Raw genomic sequence first — 26281 nt, forward strand, 5'->3', positions numbered from 1 at the left:
TTTTTTTGAGGAATATTTCATGGATCGTCAGATTGTTTATCCCGGGGCTATCCCACTTGAAACGGATCTACTGAATACCAACAAATTTGCCATGATTGGCTTAGCGAAACTTGCTTCAGCCCTCCTTGGGCATCACACATACCTCAGTGGGCTGGCCTGCAAGCCGGTCATTACAGAGCCGATGAAAGTCACGGTGGGTGAAGGACAAATTTACAGTCTGCAGAGTGTGGATGGTGTCGCCTTTTCGTCACTGCCTCCTGATACAGAGGTGATACTGAAGCAGGGGTTAAAGGCAGCGTCGGAAACGTTCCATTTACCTGCACCGGTAACGTCTGACCACAGCATTAACTATCTTATTCAGGTGGCTTACAGCGACGAAGATATCGGTCCTACTGTGCTGCCTTACTACAATGCTGCGAACCCGGCAGTGGCTTACAGCGGCCCTGACAACACGGGTACTGCACAGAAAACCATTCGCTCGGGTAAGTGTATTGTCAGCGTCAGGCCAGGGATCCCTGCGGCCACGGGCAAGCAGCTCACGCCACCGCCAGACAACGGTCATGTTGCAGCCTGGGTGATTTCAGTTCCCCATGGCGCCACGTCTATTGAAGGCCGATTTATCACACAGGCTCCGGGCGCACCATTTTTACCAGAAGAAGGGCTGGTGACTGCGGTCCAGCAACGTCAACTGACCTATGGTGAGGACACTGGCACCGAAAACCACTATCAGGTCAGTTTCAGGCCCATAATCAGGTCACTCAACGATGGGATACGGTTGTATTTTCGTGCGCGACGCAGTAATACCGGCCCCTCTTATTTAGCTGTTGACCAACTGCCGGAAAGCCGCATCCTGACCACGAAACACGGTGAGTTGAAAGCAGACCAGATTCGTCAGGAAAGTACCGTTGAAGTCGAATGGAACAGCACGCTCAGCGCCTGGATTTTGTGCTCGGCCAGCGACAGTTATAGCCGGCATGAAGCCGATGAACGCTTTTTTCCTATTGCCGGCGGTGAAATCACAGGCGACGTGGATATTGGTGGAAAGGTAAAAATCGGCAAGGCGCTTCAGATGGGTGAGGCAGAAGTGACAACGGAAGGTGACGTAAAAGGACCGTGCTGGAAGGGGAGTCTATCTATCTGGCTAAAGGCCTCCAAGTCTAAAAAGTATCAAAATAAGGACGCCTGGTGCTTCAGAGACCCTAGTAGCGGCTTAAAAATACAGGGTGGAAAAGGAACGTTTTCACATGACAAGGGTAAAATGTTTTTTCCTGTTAAATTTCCGGTGGCGTGTTTTAGCGTACACCTCTCGCAAGGTGGAAAAAATAAACGCAGTACAGATAATATGTATGTCACGAATGTAAACAATGTAAGTTTCATGCCTCATCTCGGCTCTGGTGAGGTTTGCTTTTTTTGGGTGGCTTTTGGAATGTAATGATGACATTTGGATTTAGCCCTTCTACAAAATCTTTTTTCTGGATGGAAGAAAAGAGTGTTTATCTTAAGTATACCAACTGGGTGGATGATATTATTGAAGTGACGGATGAAACCTGGAGGGAATTTAGCAGCATTCCTCCTTCTGGCAAAGAATTAGGGGTGCAGGGTAATGGAAAACCTTGCTGGGTTGATGTAAAACGGAAACTAAATCCAAATCTCGCTGCAGAGAATGAGGAAAAGAAGCAAGCGTTACTTAATATAGCGGATGCCGAAATTCGGCAATTAAACGTTGTAAAAGAGATTTACGGGTTAACTGACGATGAGAACCTCAAACTCATTGCATGGAAAAAGCATCTCGCTGAAGTTTACAGATATACATGTCGTAATGAAGGGCCTGAACAGTGGCCTGAACCGCCAGATATACAATGAGATGGCCCATTGTGCATGAGCCATAGGTTAAGTGATCAGAAATGGTATCCCACATTCACAAACATGCTGCTCATCGGATGATTCTTCACCTCAAAAGAGGCACTTGAGCCTTCATTACCCACTGTCAGTGCCAGGTTGTCAGTGGCATTAACCGTTACACCTGCAGCATAGGCGAATCTGTTCGACGACTCAGAACCGTTTTTCATATTACCGGGTTTATGGTGTGCATCGCCTGGATATACTTTCAGAGGATTATCGACCTTTGAGTGCGAAATCCCCCCCAAGGCAAAAAAACTGATTTTGTCTGAAAGACGATAAGTTGGTCCTATCATGGCCGAGTAATACTTGGCATTTCTGATATCGTCTAATCTGTCCGTTGTATTCCATATACTTTTCTTTCTGTATTCTTGAGAGAAACTGTCATCCCCCCATTCTTTTTTCATTGCAGTGAAAGAACCCATCGCACCCCATGGAGAATCTGTTTCGTATTGAAGATTAATATTATTTCCGTGCAGTTTACCAAAGCCTTTAATGTAGCCTCTTTGATAACCGAGAGACAAAGTAGTGCGGCCGGACATTTCTTCTGCCATTGCTGATGAACAAAGCATTACTGCCCCCATCGCAGCCAATATTACTTTCCTGACCAACATACTTCCCCTTAGTGCTAATAAAGCTGAGCGCCGAACTGATGCTCAGTGGTTTTAAGGAAGGGATAGTATGTGTAAGCGGGAATTCATAATCCTGATAATAAGCTATTTGCTAAATATCAGGGCGCACTTATTCAGGAAAGTTAATGGCCTGAACTGAAAGGTATATAATAATTGTTAAACAGAGCGATCAGGTTTAAAAATTAAGAGCAAATAATCGGCATTTTTGTGAGTATTAAATATACAATTAAAGACCCCGGTGTTCATGCCGGGCATCCCTTATGATTGCGGCTGAATCACCGAGCCATTGGCTGTCACAGACTCCAGACTGGGTGAGTAGTTCAACGGTTCGGTTCTTCCTCAGGCCAGCGCAATTGTTTTGGTGTCGCTTAAATATGATCAGTCAGCCATGATTCTCTGCTTCATCTCACGCTGGTGCTTATGATAATCCTCGCCACATTCTGCTGAACAGAAAGCGGTGTTAGCCACTATTGGCTCATCAGTGCACCAGATACAGTTACCATTTCGACTCACCAGGCGTGGCATTCGGGCAGACAAAGATGCCGCCAGATGTGCTTCTTCACGTTCCTGAGCCAGGTCAACGTCGTCCATAAATCAAAATCCTTGTGGTCATTGTGTTGTATCACTGAGGACTTCTCTGCCTCAGTTCTCAGATGTCATTTTTGCGTAGACATTCAGCTTAGTTCATTTGTTCAGAACAAGCGGCTCAAGCCTTTAATTAGCATTGTGTTCGCTGCTTTTTCACTCGATTCACCGACGTGACATAACCCCCTTCAGCCATAATGGACCCGCCGAAAAGAGAGGTTATGGAATTTCCTCATCTCGCCTCTTCTCAGCTAAAAGTTCTCCTCGCGCTTAAATTCCTTTTTATTCAGCAACCTTACTTCAGACTCAAACCAAACGGCTTGATCAGCATCATCAACTCATCAATACTGTGTTTATGTACAGTGTTGATTGGAGGGCATCCACATGCCCCGCGACTATGAAATCATGATTGCCTTCAGGCAGGCGGTAAAACGCGATGCCGCTGGCCGTTACACCATCTCCACGCTCGACTTTGTGAAGGAGCTCGATCGCCTTAACTGGCACTATTCGTTGCGGGCCGCCAACAAATGGATCGAGATGCACACGACAACGTTCAGAGATATCTCTGTGAGGGAAGGCGAAGAGAGGATTTTCCAGGTCTTTAATCCCAACGGATAAATCCGCAGGACACTGATTACGGGGGAGTGAAGAGGCCAAAAAAAAGCATGAACCAGCTTTGAGTCCAGTTCATGCAGAGTGCTGACATCACATTGTTATTTTTATTTGCCCGCTCTGATGCGTCGAGTCACCAGGGCGTAGGTCCCCACTGAGTTTGTACGAGAAACACAATCACCAGAACCAGCACAGTCGTGACGGCCGGTATGATCAGGTATCGCATGTTCAACCTCCAGTCTGTCTGACCACGAGAATTTGAATCGATGAATTACCCACCCGAATTCATCACCCACCGCTAAATGTCACGGGCGGTTTTGCAATGAATACGTTTATCGTGTTGTGTCCTGCAAAGTTCAGGTTTAAGCACTTCAAAACCAGTCCAGATACTCTGACAGGCCGATCGCCAGCACAGCAACAGCCATGATATTCATTACGACAACGAATCCTGGTGAAACATCCATAAGTCACCTTAGTTATAAGCGCTTAACAGTGAAGGCACTGCGACATGCCGCACATTCGGTCATCGCAGAATTACCGATACTGTCGTATTCATATTCACTCATTGAACATGACACTTTTGTCGCAGCATAGCAGGACAGATATTTTGCACATTAAGCGTAGTGCACAACATAAATGACCAAAAGCGAAGCCGTTGGTGAAATGACGATGTTTTACCTGAAATGGGAAATAACAGGCAACTGCAGAGTCAACATCCGACTCAGGTGGCTTTCAGTCTTCAACCCTGAGATGCAGTGTTGCGGTATTGATGAATAAAAAAAAGCCCGCACAAGGCGGGCAAAAAAGCAGTGGCTAAGGAATGTCTCTCTCGTATGAAACGCATCCTGTGTGCTGTGCTGCCAATCAATGATTGACCCACACAACATAGACCAATTAATAGTGGGTGGTAGGATGTGTTAGATAAACCCATTAAATTCCAGATATTTCCAATAAGGCATTATTTATTGTTTGATTAATGATGATTTACAGTGAGTTAAGCGAAGCGAGTCAGCGCGATGTTTCGTCGTGTAAGGGATCACGTCAGACCTGTTTGTTTAAAATGGTATGGTCCTGATACGAGAGGTGTAGAATTTCACCACGCGCTTTTTTAGCACCCTCCATCGGCAGGTAACAAAATTTCTATCCACACCAACAGGTTCTTAAATTCCTGCTCAGTTTGTCTTGATTAAAAGCGGTGTTAGATATTACTGTTTATGTATACAGTAATTTTGAGATCACCCTTATGAAATTCTTCAGACCTGCAGACATTCGCGCCATCCTTGAGTTACCGCTCTTCATCGCCCGGGTGCCCTGTGGCTTTCCTTCCCCGGCCCAGGACTATGTCGAACAGCGGCTTGACCTGAATAATCTGCTGGTCAGTCATCCCAGCTCGACCTATTTCATTCGGGTGAGCGGCGACTCAATGATTGAAGGGGGGATCAACGACGGTGACATGCTGGTGGTCGACAGTTCTGTTACGGCGGAACATGGAGACATCATCGTGGCCGCCATTTCTGGTGAGTTCACGGTCAAGCAGCTGATGACCAGACCCTTCCTGCACCTGAAACCGATGAACGCCGCGCATGCGATCATTCCGATCCCCGATGCCGATCAGTTTGAAATCTTCGGCGTGGTGCGTCATTCCATTAAAACGATGGGCCGGTAATGTTTGCCCTCGTGGATGTGAATTCCTTTTATGCCAGTTGCGAGACGGTGTTCAGGCCGGATCTGCGCGGTAAGCCGGTGGTAGTGCTCTCGAATAACGACGGCTGTGTCATCGCGCGATCGGCAGAAGCGAAAGCCCTGCAGCTGCCTATGGGGGCACCGTACTTCAAGCTCAAAGACGAGTTCAGGCGTCATAAAGTTCACGTATTCAGTTCCAACTACGCCTTGTACGCCGACATGAGTAACAGAGTGATGACCACTCTGGAAGATATGGCACCCTCAGTTGAAATTTACTCTATTGATGAAGCTTTTATGGACCTGACCGGGGTACGTAACTGCCGTGTGCTGGAGGAGTACGGGCGTGAAATTCGCGCGCGCGTGAAGCGCGATACGCACCTGACAGTCGGGGTCGGAATCGCACCGACCAAAACGCTGGCCAAGCTGGCCAATCACGCCGCCAAAAAGTGGACGAAGACCGGTGGCGTGCTGGATTTGTCCAACACAGATCGTCAGCGCAAGCTGATGGAGCTGGTGAAGGTTGAAGATGTCTGGGGTGTTGGCCGGCGCATCAGCAAAAGGCTCAATGCGATGGGCATTATCACCGCCAAAGACCTGTCAGAGCAGAGTACCTATATCATCCGGAAGCATTTCAATGTGGTGCTGGAACGGACGGTGAGGGAGCTGCGCGGCGAACCCTGTCTCGAACTGGAGGAGTTCGCGCCCACGAAACAGCAGATTGTCTGCTCGCGTTCCTTTGGATCACGCATCACAGACTATCAGGACATGCGTCAGGCGGTATGCGCGTATGCTGAGCGCGCGACCGAAAAGCTGAGAAGTGAACGGCAGTACTGCCGGCAGATCGCCGTGTTCGTCCGGACCAGCCCCCACGCGGTGGGGGAGACATTTTACGGTAATCAGGCTATGGGCACGCTGATGACACCTTCCAACGACACGCGGGACATTATCCGCGTCGCCATGGAGTCACTGGATCGCATCTGGCTGGATGGATGCCGCTTTATGAAAGCAGGCGTGATGCTCGGTGATTTCTACAGCCAGGGCGTTTCTCAGCTCAATCTCTTTGACGAATTCAAGCCCCAGGTTAACAGTGAAGTGCTGATGCGTGTCGTTGACGGTCTTAACCAGAGTGGAAAGGGGAAATTATGGTTTGCAGGACAGGGGATGCAGAAAACATGGGCCATGAAACGGGACATGCTGTCACCCGCGTACACCACGCGCTTTTCGGACCTTCCCGTTGCGAAGTGACGTTTTTGCTGAGCCCGTTGCAGCAACTCTTACGCACAAGTCAGACCCGCTATCTGATCGAATTCAGAGGGCGGACTTGCATCATTGATGAGGAACTCCGGCCGGAAAATGGGGACACTGTTTTATTGGATATGTCAGGTATGTATGAGTGGGGAAACTTTTACACACATCCACACCGGGTCATAACGGATGAAGGACTGATTCTGGAAGATGATTTACTGGAAGATATGGCTATCTTTGGCGTTGTGACGCATGAGGTCACGGCCATAAAAGTGCAAGATAGTTTGTGATGCAGTAAATAAAAGCCCGGGAGAGTCCAGTCCCCCGGGCGGCATCAATCTATGCCAAACATTTCCAATGAGAGTAGTGTCGTCTGAACAGGGAAGTAAAAGGCGACCTATTGAAGATAGGCTGGTACTGATTAAACGCTAGCGAAGCGGCAGTAAAGAGCGAGATTAGTCGATGTGACGTCGTAAAATGATGTCTGGGAGAAGGAGATTCAGTCAGGGGGGAGTGGAAGAAGGCCAATGGACAGACGATCTAAACGCAAGAAAATATTCCGGTGGAGAGTCTGATTCCTTTAACTGAGGTGAATTGATGCAAACGTGTCACTCATGAAAGTAGCCTTTTCATCATATTTTCAGGCCTCGATGCAAAAAAAGCACAGGCTGCCCTTGAGTTCAGCCTGTGCGTAAAGTGTCTAATAACCTTTTGTCTTTTTATTGTGCTGCCATGATAAGACGATTTACCACATCATGGAAATCCATTGTGCCTGTACCAGAAAAATTATTGCGAGCAAAAGCACAGTCGTTAGTGCAGGAATCGTCAGGTTTCTCAATGGGACCTGTTTTCTCATTCAGGAGGAATTTTATTTACAGACAAATGTAGACCATGCAGGAGAAAAGGTAGCACCGCGAGTGAATTAAATCGCAGGCAAAGTTTGGGATAATAAAGGCACTTCCAGTCCGGTTAGTAATTCTGATTTGATAGTTTTTTAAAACGTTCCTATTTTGTTCGTTATGAATTTCCTGAAGGTTCAGAAAATCCGAAGTGTATATGAAAGCTTCATACAAAAGAAAAGCCCGGGGCTGGTGGCGAGCCGGGCTTGCACAAAGAGTGCGAATCATGATCAATCGGAGTTTTATCGCTTACACAGGAAAGTGGCAGCGATAAAAATTAGTTTAGTTCGTGATAAGGGGATTGCATGCGAAGCGGGAAAACAGGGTCATGACTCAATATTTCCACAACCCCCTCAAGCATTAAGGTTTACCGTGCCATTGCGGTTACGATACTGATAGGTGCCCCTGTTCACTTTAAATAATTTTCCCCTCAAAACACACATTGCCCCGTGAGGGAAATGTTAGATCAGCGTAACCGGCGCCTCTGCCGTTTGTTCCGAATCCTTACATCCTTCAACCTCTTTACTCCGTAGTTAGGCCATCTTAATTGCTACTAATCCGCCACCGTAAGCTTCGAAGCTAATCCTGACAAATTTTTTCAAGTCACTCGCCATTGATAGAGCATTCAGTAAAAGTCCAGAGAAGCCAGAATGCGTTACTGGGGCGTGGGAGAAGTGAAAGCGTGGAATGTTCAGCCTATCCTGATTTAGGTATATGAGAAGTCGATGCTTTTTTTTCACACAGATTGAGAACAATGAATATTGTGTGAAATCGCTGTATGTGGCCTACGCTTAGGCTTAAACGTATTTGATCTGATTTAATGGTGTTTTAGCGTGTTAAATAGTTTGTCTGTGTCAGATAATCCATCGATTGTAAGGCGATAACACTGCTATGTGTCATTGAATTGAACAATAATGCTGTTCATGACGTGAAAATGTGCAGCACAATTTAGCGATCGTTAGCCGCGCAGCAGGAAGACACACAGTTATTCTTCGGTCATCACCGCCTCCGGGTCGTGGCCGATTAAACCCGGTTAGAGCTTCGAATACTCGTTAAGCAGGCCGGTTACTCTGGAGGATTTACTAATGGAAGCAGGTTATTACTGGCTAAAGCGAGGGGAGGAAGATCCGGAAGTCTGGTTACTTTCACATAATCCCCCTGAAGGATGGCTGCAACCACTACATGATAAACCCATGACATACGGCGAATTGACCGATATGGGCTACCGTATCATCAGTGAGAAACTTGAAGAACCTTAAGGTCCGTGGCCGCCCCAGGGGGCGGCTCATCATGTCGAAGAATAATCCGGTTACACCCTCAGAGCTAAACTTGCGCAACTATGACGTTTGATGTGGGTTCAGGGTTCATCAATTCTGGCCACCTTAAGGTGCGCACTTTCCCCTTTACCATAGACCTTTCCACTGACGCGGACTTTGTCTTCAGCGTTATAGGTTTTCCCCTTAAAGGTGCTGACCGGAGCGTCAATGTTGACCGTGCCGCTACTGTCACGGAACTGATAGATGTCACCTTTCACTTTTTTAGTGATGTAACCTTCCAATGTTACGTATCCGCCCTGGCGAAAGTCTTTAATAAGCGTCACAGGCGTTTCACCAGTATCTTCCGATCCTTTATAGCCCGCATCCTCTTTACTCTGCGGCGGAGGCGTTTTACCTGCTTCAAAACCGCCCGTTTCGGCGTAAGCACCAAAGCTCAGAGGCAACATCACTGCAATCCAGGCAACCTTATTCATTTTAATCTCCATTGATGAGGCATCGTCTTTAAGCCTGGCACATCATAACGAAAGTAACCGGGCCTATATGCGTAATTGCATCTGGCTTGAGTACTCACTTGCATTTAACTTGACGACCACCAACTTGATTTGGCCGTAGCGGTTGAGGTGCTTGACGAAGCATCGTCCGAATGACTGTTGAGAGCGAACTGCGGACATAAGAGTGATATGTCAGGTAACATAGAAATGAAAGTCAAAATCGGATGCCACTTCCAGTGAAAGAAAACAATTGCCAGACCTGTAATCAGCCAATGAGTAAAACACCAGACACATTGAATTTAGACTGTGGCGGAGATTGTTTAAGTTGCATGGCCTGGCATGGTGATCCAGACGCAATAGAGGCGGTTGGGAGACTGACTGGCGAAAAAGTTGATGTCTGCGGACATCGATAAAGTTCACGTGAGATCTAAGGTCAGCTATGAGCGAGGAACGGCCAATCTTACGATATCTGCTACCGAGAAAGATTTCGGTTATCTTCGATGGAAACTCTGATAATGTGGTCAATACTATTTTCAGCGATCACTTTTCTAGCGTGTATAAAATGATATATGCTAAAAAAATGATTTCGATGAAATAAGATTATTGATTTTTTGGGTGATCATTACTGGTTTTGTTTATTTAAGGAATTTAAATGACATACGCACTGATTGATAATTCAACTTTAACTGCAGTCCAAAGAATAGAGGGGCTTGTCAAAACCAAATCGAAGGACTCGGTAGATACAGATATAATCGCTTTCGAGAACTATATACAGTCAATTTTGTTCTATGATCGTATGATCGCGGTGGATGATTATATTCCAGAGTATCGTGAAGGTAGGATTTCAAATTTCAAAGAGATTTCCTTTCTTGATAAAGCACAATATGGTCTGGATGCAATTGAAAGTGAAGCAAAAAGAATCGCTGATGCATTACAACCTAAAATTAGAGGCGGAACATTTGTTAATGACGATTTTAAAAAACTAATTGAACTTCTTCAGACACATATCATATGTACATGGGACATTAGTTCAAGTGTTTATCATCTAACACTGAAGAATCTCTCTGATGGAGGTAGGGAGTTTGAAAAATATGGTAATATAGCTGCCGCCATTTTTTCAGAACTAGGGGATGCTGCTGAGTCTGGTAATAGAACAAGTGGCGATGTTGAACTCCTCGATCGATTTGGCAACCCTATTCGCAAGGGCTACAAAGTTCCCGGAGCAAGATGGGGTGATGGTACATCTGCTGGTGAAGCAACAGATGCAATCAAGGCATTCGTTGCCTCACTTGTATGGCTGGCTAATCGATCAGTATTTTATTCCCTCACAGCTAAGCACCTTCAAGCAGATACTTTTTTATACCCATTACGTCAGGCGTATCAACAAACATATTTAAGCCAAAACTGTCAGTATGGTTTTGACTATGCTAAACATATCGTGGAACATTTTTCCACTTCGCTAAGTCATGATTTAATTGATATTCAATCTGGTGGTAAAGCAGTAGCCACTGCAACTTCGCTTCCTTTATTTTCGGCATGGCTCGCAAAAGAAACTGGTGATCCAAGTTGTATTGTTGAGGCGGCTTATAATATAAGGAACAATGACGAATTTATTAGGGCTCGTGAGAAAATGCGGGAAATAAGGCGCTTGTTTGATGAAAATGAATTGCCTCAAGCTAATAAGGCCGTAGGTTCATTACTTACTGAAATTTCAAAAGAATCAAATGATATGCGAATTAAGTATGGACTTAAGACTAGACAAGGTGTACCTGTAACTAAGCTTGTACATGTTTACAACACTGTTGCAGCTCTTAATTCTCTTCCAAAACTACCAGCCTTTAACTTCAGAGTTAAAGTCCCTGAGTTTTTATATGATCTTAAAAAACCCAGAGGTTTTCGTGCTCTCTATCGAAATTTGACTAATGATCTTTCAACTGTGTGGTCGTTAGGAGAGGCTAGAGATATTCTTGGAAGTAAAGTTGTGATAGATGATGATGCAAGAACTTACAGTCCGAAGCATGAACAACCGCGTTTCAAAAATTCTCATTCCCCTTATAAGAGCCCGATGTAGCTTAAGAAAAGGACGCACCCGCCTTGTGCGTCCGCTGTTGGCACAAAGCTGCCGGTCAACTTAGTGCTGATTATCGCTGGTGATGTCCAACTAAAATGCAAACAGGCAGTGAAGTGAGTACGAATACCTACAACATGAATTTTATATATCCACTGATGGGTAAAAAGCAATAACTGGGGGGGAACACTTTACTTACGGATGGAGGAAAGAAGGGGCAAAAACAGGGGCAAAACACTCAATTAGGGCACTAAAACGGGTATTAATAATGGCAGTAGGAGTACGATAGCGTACTAAGGCGGTAAGATAACTGAGTGATATTCAATGAATTTTTAAACTAGCCAGATACTTAGCCGAATTGCCTTATCTATTCAGATTATATTGTTCTTTCTTCGTTACTTCTTGATTTTCTGACATTATTTTCACGCTTGAGAATGAACGCAAGGGTCGTTGGCGGCTGAATAAAGCTTCAGCGGCAATAAACCCTTATGACATGAGTGCGTATGGTACGGATTGCGCAGGCGAATGCCAGTCTGATGTGATCTCTTTTCACGGATTCCTGCGATAAAACCGCACACTCTGCCAGAACAATATGCCCATTTATTGATCTGGGTAAAGATTGTGCGCATCGCTGCCTGACAGGATGGATGAAGTATTTTTTTAGTTTCTAAAGGTGAGGAGAGGCAGATGCAAACGTACGACATGGTTTTTGAAGAAGCGTGCCGGCTAGTCGGGCAATGTTATCTCGAGCTGGCACAGCGTGGATCAGCAACAGAAAAAGAGGTGGTAGCGACAGAATTGCGTAATCTGCAACTGCGCTATCGGGAGTTAACCGGCTCGCCCAATCGCGCGGTTGAGATGGCAATTATTCAGCTTCAACCCTGTTAAATCATTAAGCCCGGCCAGCGCGCCGGGCTTAGTTCATTTAGTCACTTTTCTCTGTTTTACCGGCCATTTCCGCCAGTCTTTGATAGCGTTGATTGGCGGCTTCGGTTGCATCCTGCCAGATCTGCGCGGCGGCTTCCGGTTCACGGGTTTGCAACTGGCGGAAACGCTGCTCGTTCATCAATGCCTCTTCCAGCACCGAGGTGGGCGGGCGAGAGTCCAGCGCCAGTGCCGCTTTACCTTGTTCTGCACGTCGAGGGTCATAACGATACAGCGGCCAGAATCCGCTGGTGGTCAACAATCGCATCTGCTCATGGCTGTAGGCGAGGTCGTAACCGTGCTCTTCACACGGACTGTAGGCGATGATCAGCGATGGGCCGGGCCAGGCCTCCGCTTCCTGAATCGCTTTCACCGTCTGATTCAACTGCGCGCCCAGCGAAATTTGGGCCACATACACATGCCCATACAGCATGGTGGCAACGCCTAAATCCTTACGTGCTTTGCGCTTCCCTTGCTCGCCAAACTTGGTGACTGCGCCGAGCGGCGTGGCTTTGGAGGCTTGTCCGCCGGTATTGGAATAGCACTGGGTGTCGAGAACCAGCACGTTGACGTTTTCGCTCAGGCTCATCACATGATCAAGACCGCCATAGCCGATGTCATAGGCCCATCCATCGCCTCCAATCAGCCAGACAGATTTCTCCACCAGCGCATCGGCGATAACCCGCAATTCGCCTGCGTGCGCTGATGATGAAGCCGCCAGCTGCTGACGCAGTTCAACGATTAGCTCGCGACGAACAGAGGGCAGGACATTTTCCTCTTTCAATGCTGCCACTAAAGCGTCAGGCAACTGTGGCGCACACTGATCTAACAGACGTAGCGCACGCTGTTTCTGCTGATCAACGCTCAGGCGGAAACCGAGCCCGAATTCAGCATTATCTTCAAACAGGGAATTGGCCCATGCCGGTCCGCGTCCTTCAGCGTTAGTGGTGTAAGGGGTGGAGGGGAGATTACCGCCATATATGGATGAGCAACCGGTGGCGTTGGCAATCAACAGGCGATCGCCATACAGCTGCGTCAGCAACTTGATATACGGCGTCTCCCCACAGCCGGAACAGGCACCCGAATACTCAAACAGCGGGGTGATCAGTTGTGAGGTGCGAATATCAATGCGTTCCAGCTGTTCCGCCGTGATCTCCGGTAGCGCAAGAAACGCATCGTAATTCACCTTTTCAGTTTCAACATGCTCAAGACGGGATTGCATGTTGATGGCTTTTATCTCCGGATGCTGGCGATCGCTGGCCGGGCACACTTCGACACACAGATTACAGCCGGTGCAATCTTCCGGTGCTACCTGCAACACGTATTTCTGGCCGCGCATATCGCGTGATTTGACGTCGAGAGAAGCGAGTGAATCGGGTGCTGAGTCCATGGCTGCAGGCGCAACAACTTTAGCGCGAATCGCCGCGTGCGGGCAGGCTGCTACGCAGTGATTACACTGCGTACACAGGTCGGGTTGCCAGATGGGGATCGCTTCGGCGATGTTGCGTTTTTCCCACTGTGTGGTGCCAACGGGCCAGGTGCCGTCTGGCGGCAGTGCGGACACCGGCAATTTGTCGCCTAATCCTGCCAGCATGGCGGCGGTGACGGTTTTGACAAAATCCGGTGCGCTATCGGATACCACCGGCGGGCGGTGCGGGCTTTGCTGATCAACCGCCTGTAGCGGCACCGCTTCCAGCGCCTGTTTAGCCATCGCCAGCGCCTGCCAGTTACGCTGCACCAGCTCCTCGCCTTTACTGCTGTAACTGCGTGCAATGGCGTTTTGCAGTTCGGTTAATGCACTGTCGCCGGGCAAAATCTGCGTCAACTGGAAGAACGCCATTTGCATCACGGTATTAATGCGCGCACCGAGCTGGCATTCACGCGCAATACGCGCCGCATTGATGACATAAAACCGCGCCTGCTTGTCATTAAGCTGGCTCTGCACTTCCTGCGGCAGGCGTGACCAGACTTCATCAGCGGCATAAGGCGTATTCAGCAGAAAAATGCCGCCCGGTTTCAACTGATCAAGCATCGAATATTTATCGATGAACTGCAGCTGATGGCAGCCAATAAAATCAGCCTGTTGCACCAGATACGCCGACTGGATGGGATGTTCACTGACGCGCAGATGCGAAACGGTCAGGCCGCCCGCTTTTTTCGAGTCATAAACGAAATAGCCTTGCACGTGCCACGGCGTGGCATTGCCGATGATCTTCAGGTTGTTTTTGCTGGCGCTCACGCTGCCGTCACTGCCGAGACCGTAAAACAGCGCTTCCAGTCGTGCCCGGTTCGGCACGATGTTGGCCTCCATCGGCAGCGATAAGTGCGTGACATCATCATAAATACCCACGGTGAAACGCGCGGGCGGTTGTTCACGCAGCAGCGCACGGAACACAGCGAGCACGGCATCAGGGGCAAACTCTTTCGATGACAGACCGTAGCGTCCGCCGATCACTTTCGGCAGCGTCGGGCGTTCACCCCAGCTAAAGGCTTCAGCCAATGCGGTCATCACATCCAGGAACAGCGGTTCACCCAGTGCGCCGGGCTCTTTAGTGCGATCCAGCACCGCCACGCGCTGAACCGAAGCAGGCAGAGTTTTGATCAGATGCGCCGCTGAGAACGGACGATAGAGGCGCACTTTCACCAATCCGACCTTTTCGCCGCGCTGCAACAGAACATCAATCGCTTCTTCGGCGGTGCCGCAGCCCGAACCCATCATTACTATCACGCGCTCAGCCTGCGGATGACCATAAAACTCAAACGGTTGATACTGGCGGCCGGTGTTAGCGGCAAACGCGTCCATAGCGGCTTCAACATGGCCGGTGCAGGCGTCATACCAGCGGTTAGTGGCTTCGCGTGACTGGAAATAGGTATCAGGATTGGCGGAGGTGCCGCGAATAGTTGGACGATCCGGCGTCAGTGCGCGTGCACGATGTTCTGCGATCGCTTGTGCTGGCATCAGTGCTTGCAGGGTTTCATCGCTAATAGGAACGATTTTGTTGATTTCATGTGAGGTGCGGAAACCGTCGAAGAAGTGGATAAAGGGCGCACGGCTATTGAGTGAAGCCATCTGAGAAATCAACGCGAAATCCTGTGCTTCCTGCACGCTGGAAGCACACAGTTGTGCGCAACCGGTCTGGCGCACCGCCATCACATCAGAGTGGTCGCCAAATATCGACAGCGCATGCGTGGCAACAGTTCGCGCAGCAACGTGCAGGACAAACGGCGTCAGCTGCCCGGCGAGTTTATACAGCGTCGGGATCATCAGCAGCAGGCCCTGCGATGACGTGAACGTGGTGGAAAGGGCGCCGGTTTGTAACGCACCGTGCACGGTAGCAATCGCGCCGCCTTCTGACTGCATCTCCACCACGCGAGGGATATCACCCCAGATATTGCGGCGACCTTCGCCAGACCAACTGTCGGCCAGTTCCGCCATGGTGGAACTGGGCGTGATGGGATAAATGGCGATCACTTCACTGGTGCGGAAAGCGACCGAAGCCACCGCACCGTTGCCGTCGACGGTAATCATAAATCGTCCTTTGCTACGCTGAGAAACCCGAAACTTTACGGGGGTAATGATTCAGTTTAGCAAAGCAATTTGGTCGGACTTTTTCATCTGTGTGGTGGCGACAGGTGAGCGCACTGCCATCTAAGGTTGTTGATTTTTACATCATTTCTAATGATTGAACGCCTTTGATTTCCATCACTTTATCGTAGATGGTGTGAATAGCGGCACTGCGTGACAACGTCACCTCAACGCTGAGTTCACACAGGCCATTCTCCTCATCCCGATTTACCACAGCAATGTGACCGTAACGGATATTCTCGCGTTGCAGCACCAGCAACACCAGCGGCACGCTTTTGGGTTTAAGGTGCACCATTAGCGTGTGATGGCGGCCAATCAGCCAATGACTAATTCGACGGAAAGTTTCTAACACCACCAGCGCTAGCACCGTGCCATAAATACCGATTTCATACATGCCGCTACCAATCACCAGGCCAATCGCGGCGGTGACCCACAAACCTGCGGCGGTGGTTAAACCCTTGACCACTTGTTTTTGGATGATGATGGTACCGGCGCCGAGGAAGCCCATCCCACTTACGACCTGTGCGGCAATTCGGCTGGGATCCAGCGCCACGTGATCACTATCAAGCATGTCGGCGAAGCCATACTTAGACACCAGCATAAACATGGCACTGCCAATACCCACCAAAATGTGGGTGCGTAATCCGGCCTCTTTGGCGCGCATCTGACGCTCGAGGCCAATCAATCCACCCAAAATGCCGGCGAGCGCAATACGGATCAACATGTCTGTTAGCATGATTCCTCCTTATGCATTGATAAATAGGATTGTTTCGGTGAAAAAAGGCTGATCAGGTCCAATCAGGATAATTCTGCTTGCAAAAGGCGATAAAAAAATTTGTAAAAAGCTGTGTCGCCTATCGATCCCTTAACGCACCTGACATATGCTGGGGGCTCTTTAACGCCCAACTCCCCGGAGCCCGACCGATGAAAGCCGCTACCTTACTGCTGGCCGGTGCAGCACTGTTACTTTCTGCCTGCAGCAGCAACAGTGATGACGAACCACCGCAACAGGCTACCGCAGCACACGTTCAACCGCATGTTGTTATGGCATCTATGGCCGAAGTGAATTGCAGTAATGCCGGGGGAACATTGGCGTTTTCACGACAGCTGGATGGATCGCGTATTGGCATGTGTCAGTTAGCCAATGGCCGTCGTTGTGACGAGCAGGCGCTGATGGGTGGACAGTGCGCCCGCTGAGGCAGGCGCCACATCTTTACGCTTTCACCTGATTCGGGCAGTCTTCGCCACGTTCAAGCTGCTGTAAATTGCTGAGCGTGGTTTCGGAAATCGCCGTCAGGGCTTCGGCTGTCAGGAATGCCTGATGGCCGGTGAACAACACGTTATGGCAGGCTGACAGGCGACGGAACACATCGTCCTGAATCACATCGTTCGATTTATCTTCAAAGAACAGATCGCGCTCATTTTCATACACATCCATACCGAGTGAACCTATCTTTTGCTGCTTCAGCGCATCAATGGCTGCCTGTGAGTCGATCAGGCCACCACGACTGGTGTTGATGATCATCACCCCATCTTTCATTTGATTAAAGGCTTGTGCATTGAGCAGATGATGATTTTCAGGCGTCATTGGGCAATGCAGCGTAATCACATCGGATGCGGCAAACAGCGTTTTCAGATCGACATACTCGGCACCCAGTTCGAGTGCAGCAGCACTTGGATAAGGATCGAACGCCAGTAAACGCATGCCAAAGCCTTTCAGGATGCGCATGGTCGCCACACCGATTTTACCGGTGCCAATCACACCCGCCGTTTTGCCGTGCATATTGAAACCGGTCAGGCCATCCAGCGAGAAGTTAGCATCACGCGTGCGTTGATAGGCGCGGTGAATGCGGCGATTCAGCGTCATCATCAACCCCACCGCGTGTTCAGCCACCGCTTCCGGCGAATAGGCCGGTACGCGTACCACCTGCAAACCGAGGGCGGCAGCCGCTTCAAGGTCGACGTTATTAAATCCGGCACAGCGCAGCGCGATGGTTTTCACGCCCAGTGCCGCCAGCTCCTCCAGCACCCCTTTACTGCCATCATCATTAACGAAAATGCACACCGCATCGCAGCCCGCCGCATTTTTGGCCGTGGTTTCGCTCAGCAGGAAGTCAAAAAACTGCAGCTCAAATCCAAAGCTGGCATTGACGTGTTCAAAGTATTTCTGGTCGTAGTGTTTGGTGCTGTAAACCGCAACTTTCATTATTTCGCTCCTGAAAAATGCAACGTCGGTATCATCACAGAATAACGTTTTCTGCATCATTTTGCTGATCTTCAGCCAGGCTATATAGCTAACACCTTCATTTGCCGGGCATAACATGACATCATCTCCGTCAGGATTGCGTAAAGAACAGGATAGTTAACTGCCATGTCGCGGGGCCTCCGTCGAACACTTGCTGCGCTACTGGCGCTGATATTGCTGCTGTTGGGATTACTGCTGACGCTGACGCAATGGTTGCCGCGTCTGGCGGGCATCTGGCTGCCGGAAAATACCCGCGTTGAGCTCAATGGTTCACCGCGCTGGCATAACGGCGGCGTGCATTTTCCGGCGGTAAGCTATCTGGCTGGTGACTGCGAGTTGGCGAATGTCAAAGATGTCGCGCTGGGTTGGCAACATAAACGCTGGCAGCTCAGTGCACAGGCCGTACAGCTCAACAGTGAATGCCTGCAAGCCCTGCCACAGAGCGATTCCAGCGGTGCGCCGCGCAGTCTGGCCGAATGGCAACACATGTTACCGGGTGCCGATATCCATCTGGAGCAACTGAGTATTTTACCCTGGCAGCAATATGCCGGCCGTTTTGATCTCAGCCTCGATAAAAGCGTCCAGCAGTTACATTATCAGGGCGATAACCTGCAACTGGATGCACGTTTGCAGGGGCAGCAACTGCAGATCGCACAACTCCAAATCAGTCATCCTTTGCTACCAAAACCGCTCGATTTGCACGGTGATCTTACGCTGCCCACCTTTGCTAACGGTTTGCCGGTGGCGGGCGAACTCAGCGGTGATGTCAATCTGGCGCAGTGGCCGCAGCCGCTGGCGTTGACGCTTAACTGGCAGCAGCAGCAGGGCACGCTCACGGTCAATCAGCAGGGTGACGATCAGCCGCTGCTGCAACTGCCGTGGCAGGTCGATGCGCAGCAGATACGCATCACTCAGGGACATTGGCGCTGGCCGCAAGCCGATCAGCCGCTGTCCGGTGGTTTGGCGCTCACCCTCGACAACTGGCAGCAGGGACTGGAAAACACCCAGATCAGCGGTCGGTTTAACCTGCTAACTCAGGGACGCGGGGGCAAGGGTAACCTGGTGCTGAGTGTCGGGCCGGGCACATTGAGCCTTACCGACAGCGCGTTACCGTTCCAGCTGACCGGCGAAAGTAAGTTTGCCGACCTGCAGTTGTTCGGCAGCATGCCGGGCATATTGCACGGCATGTTGACCGATCCGCAAATCACATTTAAGCAAGGTGCGCTGCTGCGCCTGCGTGGACGCTTGCTTTCGACGCTGGAAGTGGATGAAGCACGCTGGCCGTTAGCGGGCGTGACACTTGCCTCGCGCGGTATCAATGGCAGATTACAAGCAATTCTAAAAGCTCACGATCCCAACTTCGGTCGCTTCACGCTGCATCTTGATGGACGCGCCAGCGATTTTTGGCCAGACAGCGGACGCTGGAACTGGCGATACTGGGGCGATGGAATGATGCAGCCGCTCAATGCCAAATGGGATGTGAAGGGCACGGGTAGCTGGCAGGATACGTTAATCAGTCTGGACACACTCAATACCGGCTTTGATCAATTAGCCTATGGCATGGTGCAAGTCGACAAACCGCGCCTGACCTTAACCGCACCGGTGCGCTGGCAACGAGACGTCGCGCATCCGGCTTTCAACGGGGGTTTTACCCTGAAATCTGGTCAGACGCAGTTTAGCTATGGCGGCTGGCTGCCGCCTTCAGAACTGAGTTTTGAGGCCAAAGGCAGCGATCCGAGTCGCTTTATCTGGCGTGGGCAACTTACTGCTGAGGATATCGGCCCGGTGCGGGTACACGGGCGCTGGGATGGTGAACGTTTGCGCGGTGAAGCCTGGTGGCCAGCTCAGTCACTGACGGTGTTCCAGCCGTTGCTCAGTAGCGATTTGAAGATGCGCATTCAGTCAGGTGAACTGAGAGCGCAAATGGCGTTTTCTGCGGCGTCGAAACAGGGCTTCGAAGCCGGTGGTTTCTGGGCAGTGAAAAAGGGCAGCGTGTGGATGCCGGACAGTGAAATCAATGGCATCGACTTCACGCTACCGTTCCGCCTCAAGGATCACCAATGGCAGTTAGGGCGTCGCGGTCCGGTTTCACTGCGCATCGCGGAAGTCAAAAACCAGTTTGCGTTGCAGAACATCACTGCCGATCTGCAGGGCCACTATCCATGGCAAGAGCGCCAGCCGTTAACGCTCAGTAACGTGAATCTCGATCTCTTAGGCGGCCATGTCAGCATGCCTGAACTGCGCATGCCGCAGCATGAACCCGCGCGCGTTTCGCTGCGTGAAATCAACCTCAGCAAGCTGATCACGGCGATCAAACCCAAGCAGTTCGCCATGTCGGGCAAAGTGAATGGCGAGCTACCGCTGTGGGTGAATAATCCGCAATGGCTGATTGAAAAGGGCTGGATTGCCAACAGCGGCCCGCTGACCTTCCGCATGGATAAAGATATGGCGGATGCCATCGTCAGTAATAACTTTGCTGCGGGAGCCGCCATGGACTGGCTGCGTTACATGGAGATTTCCCGTTCATGGGCCACTTTGGACCTCGATAACTTCGGCAATCTCACGATGCAGTCCGAAGTGAAAGGCACCAGTCAGTTTAGTAATCGACGACAGTCGATTAACCTCAACTATCGGCATCAGGAAAATCTGTTCCAGCTGTGGCGCAGCCTGCGCTTTGGCGATAATTTGCAATCCTGGGTGGAACAAAATGCCACCCTGCCATCGAAGAAGGATCCCCAACCATGAGCCTCAGGGCATTGCTGGTGTTGGCAGCTGGGCTGCCGCTGATCGGTTGCGTGCCGCGCATTGAAGTGGCGGCACCGAAAGAGCCGATCACCATCAATATGAACGTGAAGATCGAACATGAAATCCACATCAAGGTCGATAAAGATGTGGAAGCGTTGCTGAAAAACCAAAGCGGCCTGTTTTGAGGAGCGGCATGATGAAATCGAAAGCGATGGCATTGTTGCTGGCGCTGCTGCTGGTGCCTTCAGCGTGGGCGCTTACGCTGGACGAGGCGCGGCAGCAGGGACGCGTGGGGGAAACACTCAGTGGCTATGTGGCGGCGCGACAACAGGATGATGAAACCCTGGCGCTGGTGAAACGGATTAATGATGGCCGTATGCAACAATATCAGCGCGTCGCGCAGCAGAACAATCTGAGCACCAGTGAAGTGGCACGTATCGCGGGCGAAAAGCTGGTGAGTCGCGCGGGCAGCGGTGAGTATGTGCGCGGTATCAACGGGCAGTGGTTACGTAAGTAAAACCCATCATTATCTGAGTCACAGCCATAAAAAAGCCGGGCACTCAGGCCCGGCAAAGATGGCATCATACCCATTATTCTCGGGTATTCATCACGTTCTTAAGATTACGCAGCAACAATTTGCTTGATGGCGTCTTTTGCGTCGTTAGCCGCTTTGGTCGCCACTTCTGGACCATAAGCAATACCTTCAGCGAACACGAAGTTCACATCGGTGATGCCGATGAAGCCCAGGAACAATTTCACGTATGGGGTCAGCAGATCGGTTGGGGTATCTTTGTGAATACCGCCACGGCTTGACAGGATCACGGCACGTTTACCGGTGACCAGACCTTCCGGGCCTGCTTCGGTGTAACGGAAAGTCACGCCAGCACGCGCAATCAGGTCGAAGTAGTTTTTCAGCTGAGTAGGGATGTTGAAGTTGTACATTGGCGCAGCGATAACCACAGTGTCATTCGCTTGCAGTTCTGCAATCAGCTCATCAGACAGCGCCAGGGCTTCCTGCTGACGTGGAGACAGCGGAGCATCAGAAGGACGCAGTGCGCCAACCAACTCGCCATCCAGAACCGGAATGGGCTGAGCAGCCAGATCGCGAACAGTCACTTCATTACCTTTGGCGCGCGCTTCTTCAGCGTAGAAGTCAGCCAGTTGGTTTGACTGAGAGTAACCGGCCAGAATGCTTGATTTCAGAACTAAAACTTTGCTCATGGTATTTTCCTGTGCGTTACGCGGTTGGCTTACCGCTCAATGCGTTACACTCTACGGAGATCCTCCGAGAGGTAAAAGCGCAATATTTCGAGACCTATGTTCGAAATTATTGAATAAGGTCGCACGTCCGGTCAGGTGAGGTTGTCCAGAGTGTGCTATTATGCCGGGCAATAATTGATTGAATCCGCCGGGAAATTTCAGCCGGCATCGAGCGCACTTTGCCAGGCTCGCCGCGACCACAGGTAACACACCACTATGTCATCATCCGTCACTTCCCCTTTGGCCCCACTCTGGACGCGGCTCGATAATCTGATGCTGCGCGACCGCCAGCGCTTGCAGCGCCGTTTGCATGGCGCAGCGAAGGTGAAAAATCCAGCCGCGCAGCAGGGCATTGCAACAGAACTAGCAGCCGAATTTGCTGCCGCTGAACTGCGCATTGCCCAGCGCACGGCGGCCACGCCACGCATCACCTTCCCGGAAAATCTGCCGGTCAGTCAAAAGCAGCAAGAAATAGCCGAGGCGATTCGCGATCATCAGGTGGTGATTGTGGCCGGGGAAACCGGTTCAGGGAAAACCACCCAGCTACCGAAGATTTGTCTGGCGCTCGGGCGTGGTGTCAAAGGGTTGATTGGTCATACGCAGCCGCGCCGTCTGGCGGCACGTACCGTTGCCAATCGTATTGCCGATGAGCTGGAAACCTCGCTCGGCGGCACTATTGGCTACAAAGTGCGCTTTAACGATCAGGTTAGCGACACCACTCAGGTGAAGCTGATGACCGACGGTATTCTGCTGGCGGAAATCCAGCAGGATCGTCAGTTGTTGCAATATGACACCATCATTATCGATGAAGCGCACGAACGCAGTCTGAACATCGATTTTCTGCTGGGATATCTGCGTGAGCTGCTGCCACGCCGTCCCGATTTGAAAGTGATCATCACCTCGGCGACCATCGACCCGCAGCGTTTCTCGCGTCACTTCCATAATGCGCCGGTGATTGAAGTCTCAGGTCGCACCTATCCAGTCGAAGTGCGCTATCGCCCGATTGTGGAAGACGCGGATGATACCGATCGCGATCAGCTGCAGGCGATTTTTGACGCGGTCGATGAGTTAGGTCACGAGAGCCGTGGCGATATCCTGATCTTTATGAGTGGCGAGCGTGAAATTCGCGATACCGCCGATGCGCTGATGAAGCGCGATATCCCGCATACCGAAATCCTACCGCTGTATGCGCGGCTGTCGAATGCCGAACAGAACCGGGTGTTCCAGTCACACAGTGGACGCCGCATCGTGCTGGCCACCAACGTGGCCGAGACTTCACTCACCGTACCGGGCATTAAATACGTTATCGATCCCGGTACGGCGCGCATTAGCCGCTACAGCTATCGTACTAAGGTGCAGCGCCTGCCGATCGAGCCGATTTCTCAGGCATCCGCCAATCAACGTAAAGGGCGTTGCGGACGTGTGTCGGAAGGGATCTGTATCCGTCTCTACTCTGAGGACGATTTCCTCAGTCGTCCGGCGTTTACCGATCCGGAAATTCTGCGTACCAACCTGGCGTCGGTTATCTTGCAAATGACGGCGCTCGGCCTGGGCGATATCGGCGCATTTCCGTTTGTCGAAGCACCCGACAAGCGCAATATTCAGGATGGCGTGCGCTTGCTGGAAGAGTTGGGCGCTATCACGCTAAGTGAGGATGAAACCTACAAGCTGACGACGTCTGGCCGCCAGCTGGCGCAATTGCCAGTCGATCCGCGTCTGGCACGCATGGTACTGGAAGCGCAAAAATTTGGCTGTGTGCGTGAAGCGATGATCATCACTGCGGCCTTATCGATTCAGGATCCGCGCGAGCGCCCAAGTGATAAACAGCATGCATCCGATGAAAAACATCGGCGTTTTGCTGACAAAGAGTCGGATTTCCTCTCATTTGTGAATCTGTGGAATTATCTGCAGGAGCAGCAAAAAGCGCTGTCGGGCAATCACTTCCGGCGTCAGTGTAAAACCGACTTTCTCAACTATTTGCGCGTGCGTGAATGGCAGGATATTTACACGCAGTTGCGTCAGGTGGTACGCGAACAGGGTATGCCGGTTAACAGCGAACCCGCGCCCTATCGTGAAGTGCACTGCGCTTTACTGACTGGATTACTGTCGCATATTGGTCAGAAAGACAATGAGAAGCAGGAATTCACCGGCGCGCGTAATGCCCGCTTCTCCATTTTCCCTGGCTCCGGCCTGTTTAAGAAGCCGCCGAAGTGGACCATGGTCGCGGAACTGGTGGAGACCAGCCGGTTGTGGGGCCGCGTGGCCGCACGTATCGATCCCGAATGGATCGAACCGCTGGCCCAGCATTTGATTAAACGTAGCTACAGCGAACCGCACTGGGAGAAAGCCCAGGGCGCGGTGATGGCGACAGAAAAAGTCACGCTGTATGGCCTGGCAATTGTGCAGGCGCGTAAGGTCAACTACAGCCGCATTGATGCGCCACTCAGTCGTGAGCTGTTTATCCGCCACGCGCTGGTGGAAGGCGACTGGCAGACGCGTCATGCGTTTCTGCGCAACAACCTCAAATTGCGCAGTGAAGTGGAAGATCTGGAACACAAATCACGTCGTCGTGACATTCTGGTCGATGATGAAACGCTGTTTGCTTTCTACGACCGCCGCATTGGCGCTGATGTGGTCTCAGCTCGCTACTTTGACACCTGGTGGAAACAGGCGAGCAAGGACAATCCTGACCTGCTGAGTTTTGATAAGCAGATGCTGATCAAAGATGGCGCGGATAAAGTCAGCCAGCTCGATTACCCGAACTTCTGGCATCAGGGCAATCTGAAGCTGAAACTGAGCTATCAGTTTGAGCCTGGCGCGGATGCCGATGGTGTTACCGTTCACATTCCGTTGCCGTTGCTGAATCAGGTTGAAGAGGGTGGTTTTGAGTGGCAGATCCCCGGTGTCCGCCGTGAGTTGGTGATTGCACTGATTAAATCGTTACCAAAACCGACGCGCCGTAATCTGGTGCCTGCACCGAACTACGCAGAAGCTTTCCTTGGTCGTGTAAAAGCGATGGAGTTACCGCTGCTGGATGCGCTGGAGCGCGAGTTCCGCCGCATGACCGGGGTGACCATTGATCGTGAAGCCTGGCAGTGGGATCAGGTGCCCGATCACCTGAAAATGACCTTCCGCATTGTGGATGAACACAATCGCAAGCTGCAGGAAGGCAAAGATCTGCATCAATTAAAGCAGGTATTGAAAGGTAAAGTGCAGGAAACGCTGTCGAAAGTCGCAGACGATGGGCTGGAGCAGAGCGGACTGCACATCTGGAGCTTTGGTGATTTGCCGCAAAGTTACGAGCAGAAACGCGGCAGCTATCAGGTTAAAGCCTGGCCCGCACTGGTCGACGAGAAAGACAGTGTCGCCATTCGCCTGTTCGACAACGAGCTTGAGCAGCAAAAGATGATGTGGCGAGGCCAGCGTCGCCTGCTGCTGCTGAACATCCCGTCGCCAATCAAGTATTTGCATGAGAAACTGCCCAACAAAGCTAAACTTGGCTTGTACTTCAATCCTTACGGCAAAGTGCTGGATCTGATTGATGACTGCATCGCTTGTGGTGTCGACAAACTGATGGCGGAAGCGGGCGGTCCGGCATGGCAACAGGAGAATTTCGAGCAACTGCGTGACAAAGTGCGTGCTGAATTGAACGAAACTGTGGTGACGATTGCCAAACAGGTCGAGCAGATTCTGACCAGCGTGTTCAATATCAACAAGTTCCTGAAGGGTCGTGTCGACATGACGCTGGCGCTGGCACTGTCTGATATTAAAGCGCAAATGAGTGGCCTGGTATATCGCGGCTTTGTCACCGGTAATGGCTATCAGCATCTGGGCGATACGTTGCGCTATTTACAGGGCATCGAGCGCCGCCTTGAAAAACTGCCGACTGACCCTTACAGCGATCGTGCGCGCATGCTGAAGGTGCAGGCCACAGAGCAGGCGTGGCAAACATGGCGCAATAAACTGCCCCCGCAGCGTCAGGATGATGCTGAAGTTCAGGCGATCCGCTGGATGCTTGAGGAGTTACGGATTAGCTATTTTGCTCAGCAGCTGGGCACACCTTATCCTATCTCTGATAAGCGTATTCTGCAGGCGATGGAACAAATTAGCTGAGTCACCCAAAGCACAGA

The 26281-nt window shown here is 50.8% G+C and carries 21 protein-coding genes; 14 read left to right on the forward strand and 7 right to left on the reverse strand.

Annotated features, from left to right (window positions below; genetic code table 11):
* Positions 1–19: 19 nt before the first annotated feature.
* Together WFP70_RS03050 and WFP70_RS03055 are read left to right on the forward strand one after the other, a co-directional pair.
* Positions 20–1432 carry a gp53-like domain-containing protein gene (locus tag WFP70_RS03050; protein ID WP_337022562.1) on the forward strand — a complete coding sequence of 471 codons (1413 nt, stop codon included), beginning with the start codon at positions 20–22 and terminating at the stop codon, positions 1430–1432.
* Positions 1432–1863 (forward strand): tail fiber assembly protein, encoded by a 432-nt coding sequence (locus tag WFP70_RS03055; protein ID WP_337022563.1) that lies wholly within the window; start codon positions 1432–1434, stop codon positions 1861–1863. Before WFP70_RS03050 ends, WFP70_RS03055 begins: the two co-directional genes overlap by 1 nt.
* A gap of 35 nt (positions 1864–1898) precedes the next feature.
* Here the strand turns inward: WFP70_RS03055 and WFP70_RS03060 are convergent, their stop codons facing one another.
* Together WFP70_RS03060 and WFP70_RS03065 are read right to left on the reverse strand one after the other, a co-directional pair.
* Positions 1899–2513 carry an Ail/Lom family outer membrane beta-barrel protein gene (locus tag WFP70_RS03060; protein ID WP_337022564.1) on the reverse strand — a complete coding sequence of 205 codons (615 nt, stop codon included), beginning with the start codon at positions 2511–2513 and terminating at the stop codon, positions 1899–1901.
* Positions 2514–2909: 396 nt separating this feature from the next.
* Positions 2910–3122 (reverse strand): DUF2116 family Zn-ribbon domain-containing protein, encoded by a 213-nt coding sequence (locus WFP70_RS03065; protein ID WP_337022565.1) that lies wholly within the window; start codon positions 3120–3122, stop codon positions 2910–2912.
* Between the two features lie 378 nt (positions 3123–3500).
* Between WFP70_RS03065 and WFP70_RS03070 the strand changes: the two genes are divergently transcribed.
* From WFP70_RS03070 to WFP70_RS03090, 5 genes are all read left to right on the forward strand, one after another.
* Positions 3501–3734, forward strand: coding sequence for a DNA polymerase V (locus tag WFP70_RS03070; RefSeq protein ID WP_337022566.1), 234 nt, complete (start codon positions 3501–3503; stop codon positions 3732–3734).
* A 1237-nt stretch (positions 3735–4971) separates the two neighbouring features.
* Positions 4972–5394, forward strand: coding sequence for a translesion error-prone DNA polymerase V autoproteolytic subunit (umuD, locus tag WFP70_RS03075; protein ID WP_337022728.1), 423 nt, complete (start codon positions 4972–4974; stop codon positions 5392–5394).
* Positions 5394–6656, forward strand: coding sequence for a translesion error-prone DNA polymerase V subunit UmuC (gene umuC, locus WFP70_RS03080; RefSeq protein ID WP_337022567.1), 1263 nt, complete (start codon positions 5394–5396; stop codon positions 6654–6656). Before umuD ends, umuC begins: the two co-directional genes overlap by 1 nt.
* A gap of 17 nt (positions 6657–6673) precedes the next feature.
* Positions 6674–6946: a hypothetical protein gene (locus WFP70_RS03085; protein ID WP_337022568.1), complete on the forward strand. Its 273-nt coding sequence runs from the start codon at positions 6674–6676 to the stop codon at positions 6944–6946.
* A gap of 1694 nt (positions 6947–8640) precedes the next feature.
* Positions 8641–8814 (forward strand): hypothetical protein, encoded by a 174-nt coding sequence (locus WFP70_RS03090; protein WP_337022569.1) that lies wholly within the window; start codon positions 8641–8643, stop codon positions 8812–8814.
* Between the two features lie 98 nt (positions 8815–8912).
* Here the strand turns inward: WFP70_RS03090 and WFP70_RS03095 are convergent, their stop codons facing one another.
* Entirely contained in the window at positions 8913–9305 is a 393-nt protein-coding gene (locus WFP70_RS03095) for a YgiW/YdeI family stress tolerance OB fold protein (protein ID WP_337022729.1), read from the reverse strand.
* Between the two features lie 670 nt (positions 9306–9975).
* Here WFP70_RS03095 and WFP70_RS03100 point away from each other — a divergent pair.
* Positions 9976–11394, forward strand: coding sequence for a hypothetical protein (locus WFP70_RS03100; protein ID WP_337022570.1), 1419 nt, complete (start codon positions 9976–9978; stop codon positions 11392–11394).
* A 684-nt stretch (positions 11395–12078) separates the two neighbouring features.
* The gene (locus WFP70_RS03105; RefSeq protein WP_034821329.1) at positions 12079–12279 is read left to right on the forward strand and encodes a DUF2767 family protein; all 201 of its coding nucleotides are present in this window, start codon (positions 12079–12081) and stop codon (positions 12277–12279) included.
* Positions 12280–12316: 37 nt separating this feature from the next.
* Here WFP70_RS03105 and nifJ read toward each other — a convergent pair whose 3' ends face one another.
* Together nifJ and WFP70_RS03115 are read right to left on the reverse strand one after the other, a co-directional pair.
* Positions 12317–15844, reverse strand: coding sequence for a pyruvate:ferredoxin (flavodoxin) oxidoreductase (gene nifJ / locus WFP70_RS03110; protein ID WP_337022571.1), 3528 nt, complete (start codon positions 15842–15844; stop codon positions 12317–12319).
* Positions 15845–15980: 136 nt separating this feature from the next.
* Positions 15981–16637, reverse strand: a complete 657-nt coding sequence (locus tag WFP70_RS03115; protein ID WP_034821327.1) for an MgtC/SapB family protein — start codon at positions 16635–16637, stop codon at positions 15981–15983.
* A 188-nt stretch (positions 16638–16825) separates the two neighbouring features.
* On the opposite strand from WFP70_RS03115, the gene WFP70_RS03120 reads away from it, so the two are divergent.
* Positions 16826–17098: a putative hemolysin gene (locus tag WFP70_RS03120; protein WP_034821326.1), complete on the forward strand. Its 273-nt coding sequence runs from the start codon at positions 16826–16828 to the stop codon at positions 17096–17098.
* A gap of 16 nt (positions 17099–17114) precedes the next feature.
* Here the strand turns inward: WFP70_RS03120 and WFP70_RS03125 are convergent, their stop codons facing one another.
* Complete coding sequence (locus tag WFP70_RS03125) at positions 17115–18107, reverse strand: 2-hydroxyacid dehydrogenase (protein ID WP_034821521.1); 993 nt, start codon at positions 18105–18107, stop codon at positions 17115–17117.
* Positions 18108–18272: 165 nt separating this feature from the next.
* Here WFP70_RS03125 and WFP70_RS03130 point away from each other — a divergent pair, with 165 nt between their 5' ends.
* Genes WFP70_RS03130 through WFP70_RS03140 form a run of 3 tightly spaced genes read left to right on the forward strand, consistent with a single transcriptional unit; the run spans position 18273 to position 21408 of the window.
* Entirely contained in the window at positions 18273–20891 is a 2619-nt protein-coding gene (locus WFP70_RS03130) for a YdbH family protein (RefSeq protein WP_337022572.1), read from the forward strand.
* Entirely contained in the window at positions 20888–21076 is a 189-nt protein-coding gene (locus tag WFP70_RS03135; protein WP_013509194.1) for a YnbE family lipoprotein, read from the forward strand. Before WFP70_RS03130 ends, WFP70_RS03135 begins: the two co-directional genes overlap by 4 nt.
* An 11-nt stretch (positions 21077–21087) precedes the next feature.
* Positions 21088–21408, forward strand: coding sequence for a YdbL family protein (locus WFP70_RS03140; RefSeq protein WP_034821318.1), 321 nt, complete (start codon positions 21088–21090; stop codon positions 21406–21408).
* 104 nt (positions 21409–21512) lie between these two features.
* Here the strand turns inward: WFP70_RS03140 and azoR are convergent, their stop codons facing one another.
* Positions 21513–22112 carry an FMN-dependent NADH-azoreductase gene (gene azoR, locus WFP70_RS03145; RefSeq protein ID WP_337022573.1) on the reverse strand — a complete coding sequence of 200 codons (600 nt, stop codon included), beginning with the start codon at positions 22110–22112 and terminating at the stop codon, positions 21513–21515.
* 255 nt (positions 22113–22367) lie between these two features.
* On the opposite strand from azoR, the gene hrpA reads away from it, so the two are divergent.
* Complete coding sequence (gene hrpA / locus WFP70_RS03150; protein ID WP_337022574.1) at positions 22368–26264, forward strand: ATP-dependent RNA helicase HrpA; 3897 nt, start codon at positions 22368–22370, stop codon at positions 26262–26264.
* The last annotated feature ends 17 nt before the right edge of the window (positions 26265–26281 follow it).

The sequence above is a fragment of the Pantoea sp. USMM079 genome, assembly GCF_037153115.1.
In the GTDB taxonomy this organism is placed as follows: Bacteria; Pseudomonadota; Gammaproteobacteria; order Enterobacterales; family Enterobacteriaceae; genus Pantoea; species Pantoea communis.

Coding starts and splice junctions, on each gene's coding strand:
- WFP70_RS03050 (WP_337022562.1), top strand. CDS start 20: ATGGATCGTCAGATTGTTTATCCCGGGGCTATCCCACTTGAAACGGAT.
- WFP70_RS03055 (WP_337022563.1), top strand. CDS start 1,432: ATGATGACATTTGGATTTAGCCCTTCTACAAAATCTTTTTTCTGGATG.
- WFP70_RS03060 (WP_337022564.1), bottom strand. CDS start 2,513: ATGTTGGTCAGGAAAGTAATATTGGCTGCGATGGGGGCAGTAATGCTT.
- WFP70_RS03065 (WP_337022565.1), bottom strand. CDS start 3,122: ATGGACGACGTTGACCTGGCTCAGGAACGTGAAGAAGCACATCTGGCG.
- WFP70_RS03070 (WP_337022566.1), top strand. CDS start 3,501: ATGCCCCGCGACTATGAAATCATGATTGCCTTCAGGCAGGCGGTAAAA.
- umuD (WP_337022728.1), top strand. CDS start 4,972: ATGAAATTCTTCAGACCTGCAGACATTCGCGCCATCCTTGAGTTACCG.
- umuC (WP_337022567.1), top strand. CDS start 5,394: ATGTTTGCCCTCGTGGATGTGAATTCCTTTTATGCCAGTTGCGAGACG.
- WFP70_RS03090 (WP_337022569.1), top strand. CDS start 8,641: ATGGAAGCAGGTTATTACTGGCTAAAGCGAGGGGAGGAAGATCCGGAA.
- WFP70_RS03095 (WP_337022729.1), bottom strand. CDS start 9,305: ATGAATAAGGTTGCCTGGATTGCAGTGATGTTGCCTCTGAGCTTTGGT.
- WFP70_RS03100 (WP_337022570.1), top strand. CDS start 9,976: ATGACATACGCACTGATTGATAATTCAACTTTAACTGCAGTCCAAAGA.
- WFP70_RS03105 (WP_034821329.1), top strand. CDS start 12,079: ATGCAAACGTACGACATGGTTTTTGAAGAAGCGTGCCGGCTAGTCGGG.
- nifJ (WP_337022571.1), bottom strand. CDS start 15,844: ATGATTACCGTCGACGGCAACGGTGCGGTGGCTTCGGTCGCTTTCCGC.
- WFP70_RS03115 (WP_034821327.1), bottom strand. CDS start 16,637: ATGCTAACAGACATGTTGATCCGTATTGCGCTCGCCGGCATTTTGGGT.
- WFP70_RS03120 (WP_034821326.1), top strand. CDS start 16,826: ATGAAAGCCGCTACCTTACTGCTGGCCGGTGCAGCACTGTTACTTTCT.
- WFP70_RS03125 (WP_034821521.1), bottom strand. CDS start 18,107: ATGAAAGTTGCGGTTTACAGCACCAAACACTACGACCAGAAATACTTT.
- WFP70_RS03130 (WP_337022572.1), top strand. CDS start 18,273: ATGTCGCGGGGCCTCCGTCGAACACTTGCTGCGCTACTGGCGCTGATA.
- WFP70_RS03135 (WP_013509194.1), top strand. CDS start 20,888: ATGAGCCTCAGGGCATTGCTGGTGTTGGCAGCTGGGCTGCCGCTGATC.
- WFP70_RS03140 (WP_034821318.1), top strand. CDS start 21,088: ATGAAATCGAAAGCGATGGCATTGTTGCTGGCGCTGCTGCTGGTGCCT.
- azoR (WP_337022573.1), bottom strand. CDS start 22,112: ATGAGCAAAGTTTTAGTTCTGAAATCAAGCATTCTGGCCGGTTACTCT.
- hrpA (WP_337022574.1), top strand. CDS start 22,368: ATGTCATCATCCGTCACTTCCCCTTTGGCCCCACTCTGGACGCGGCTC.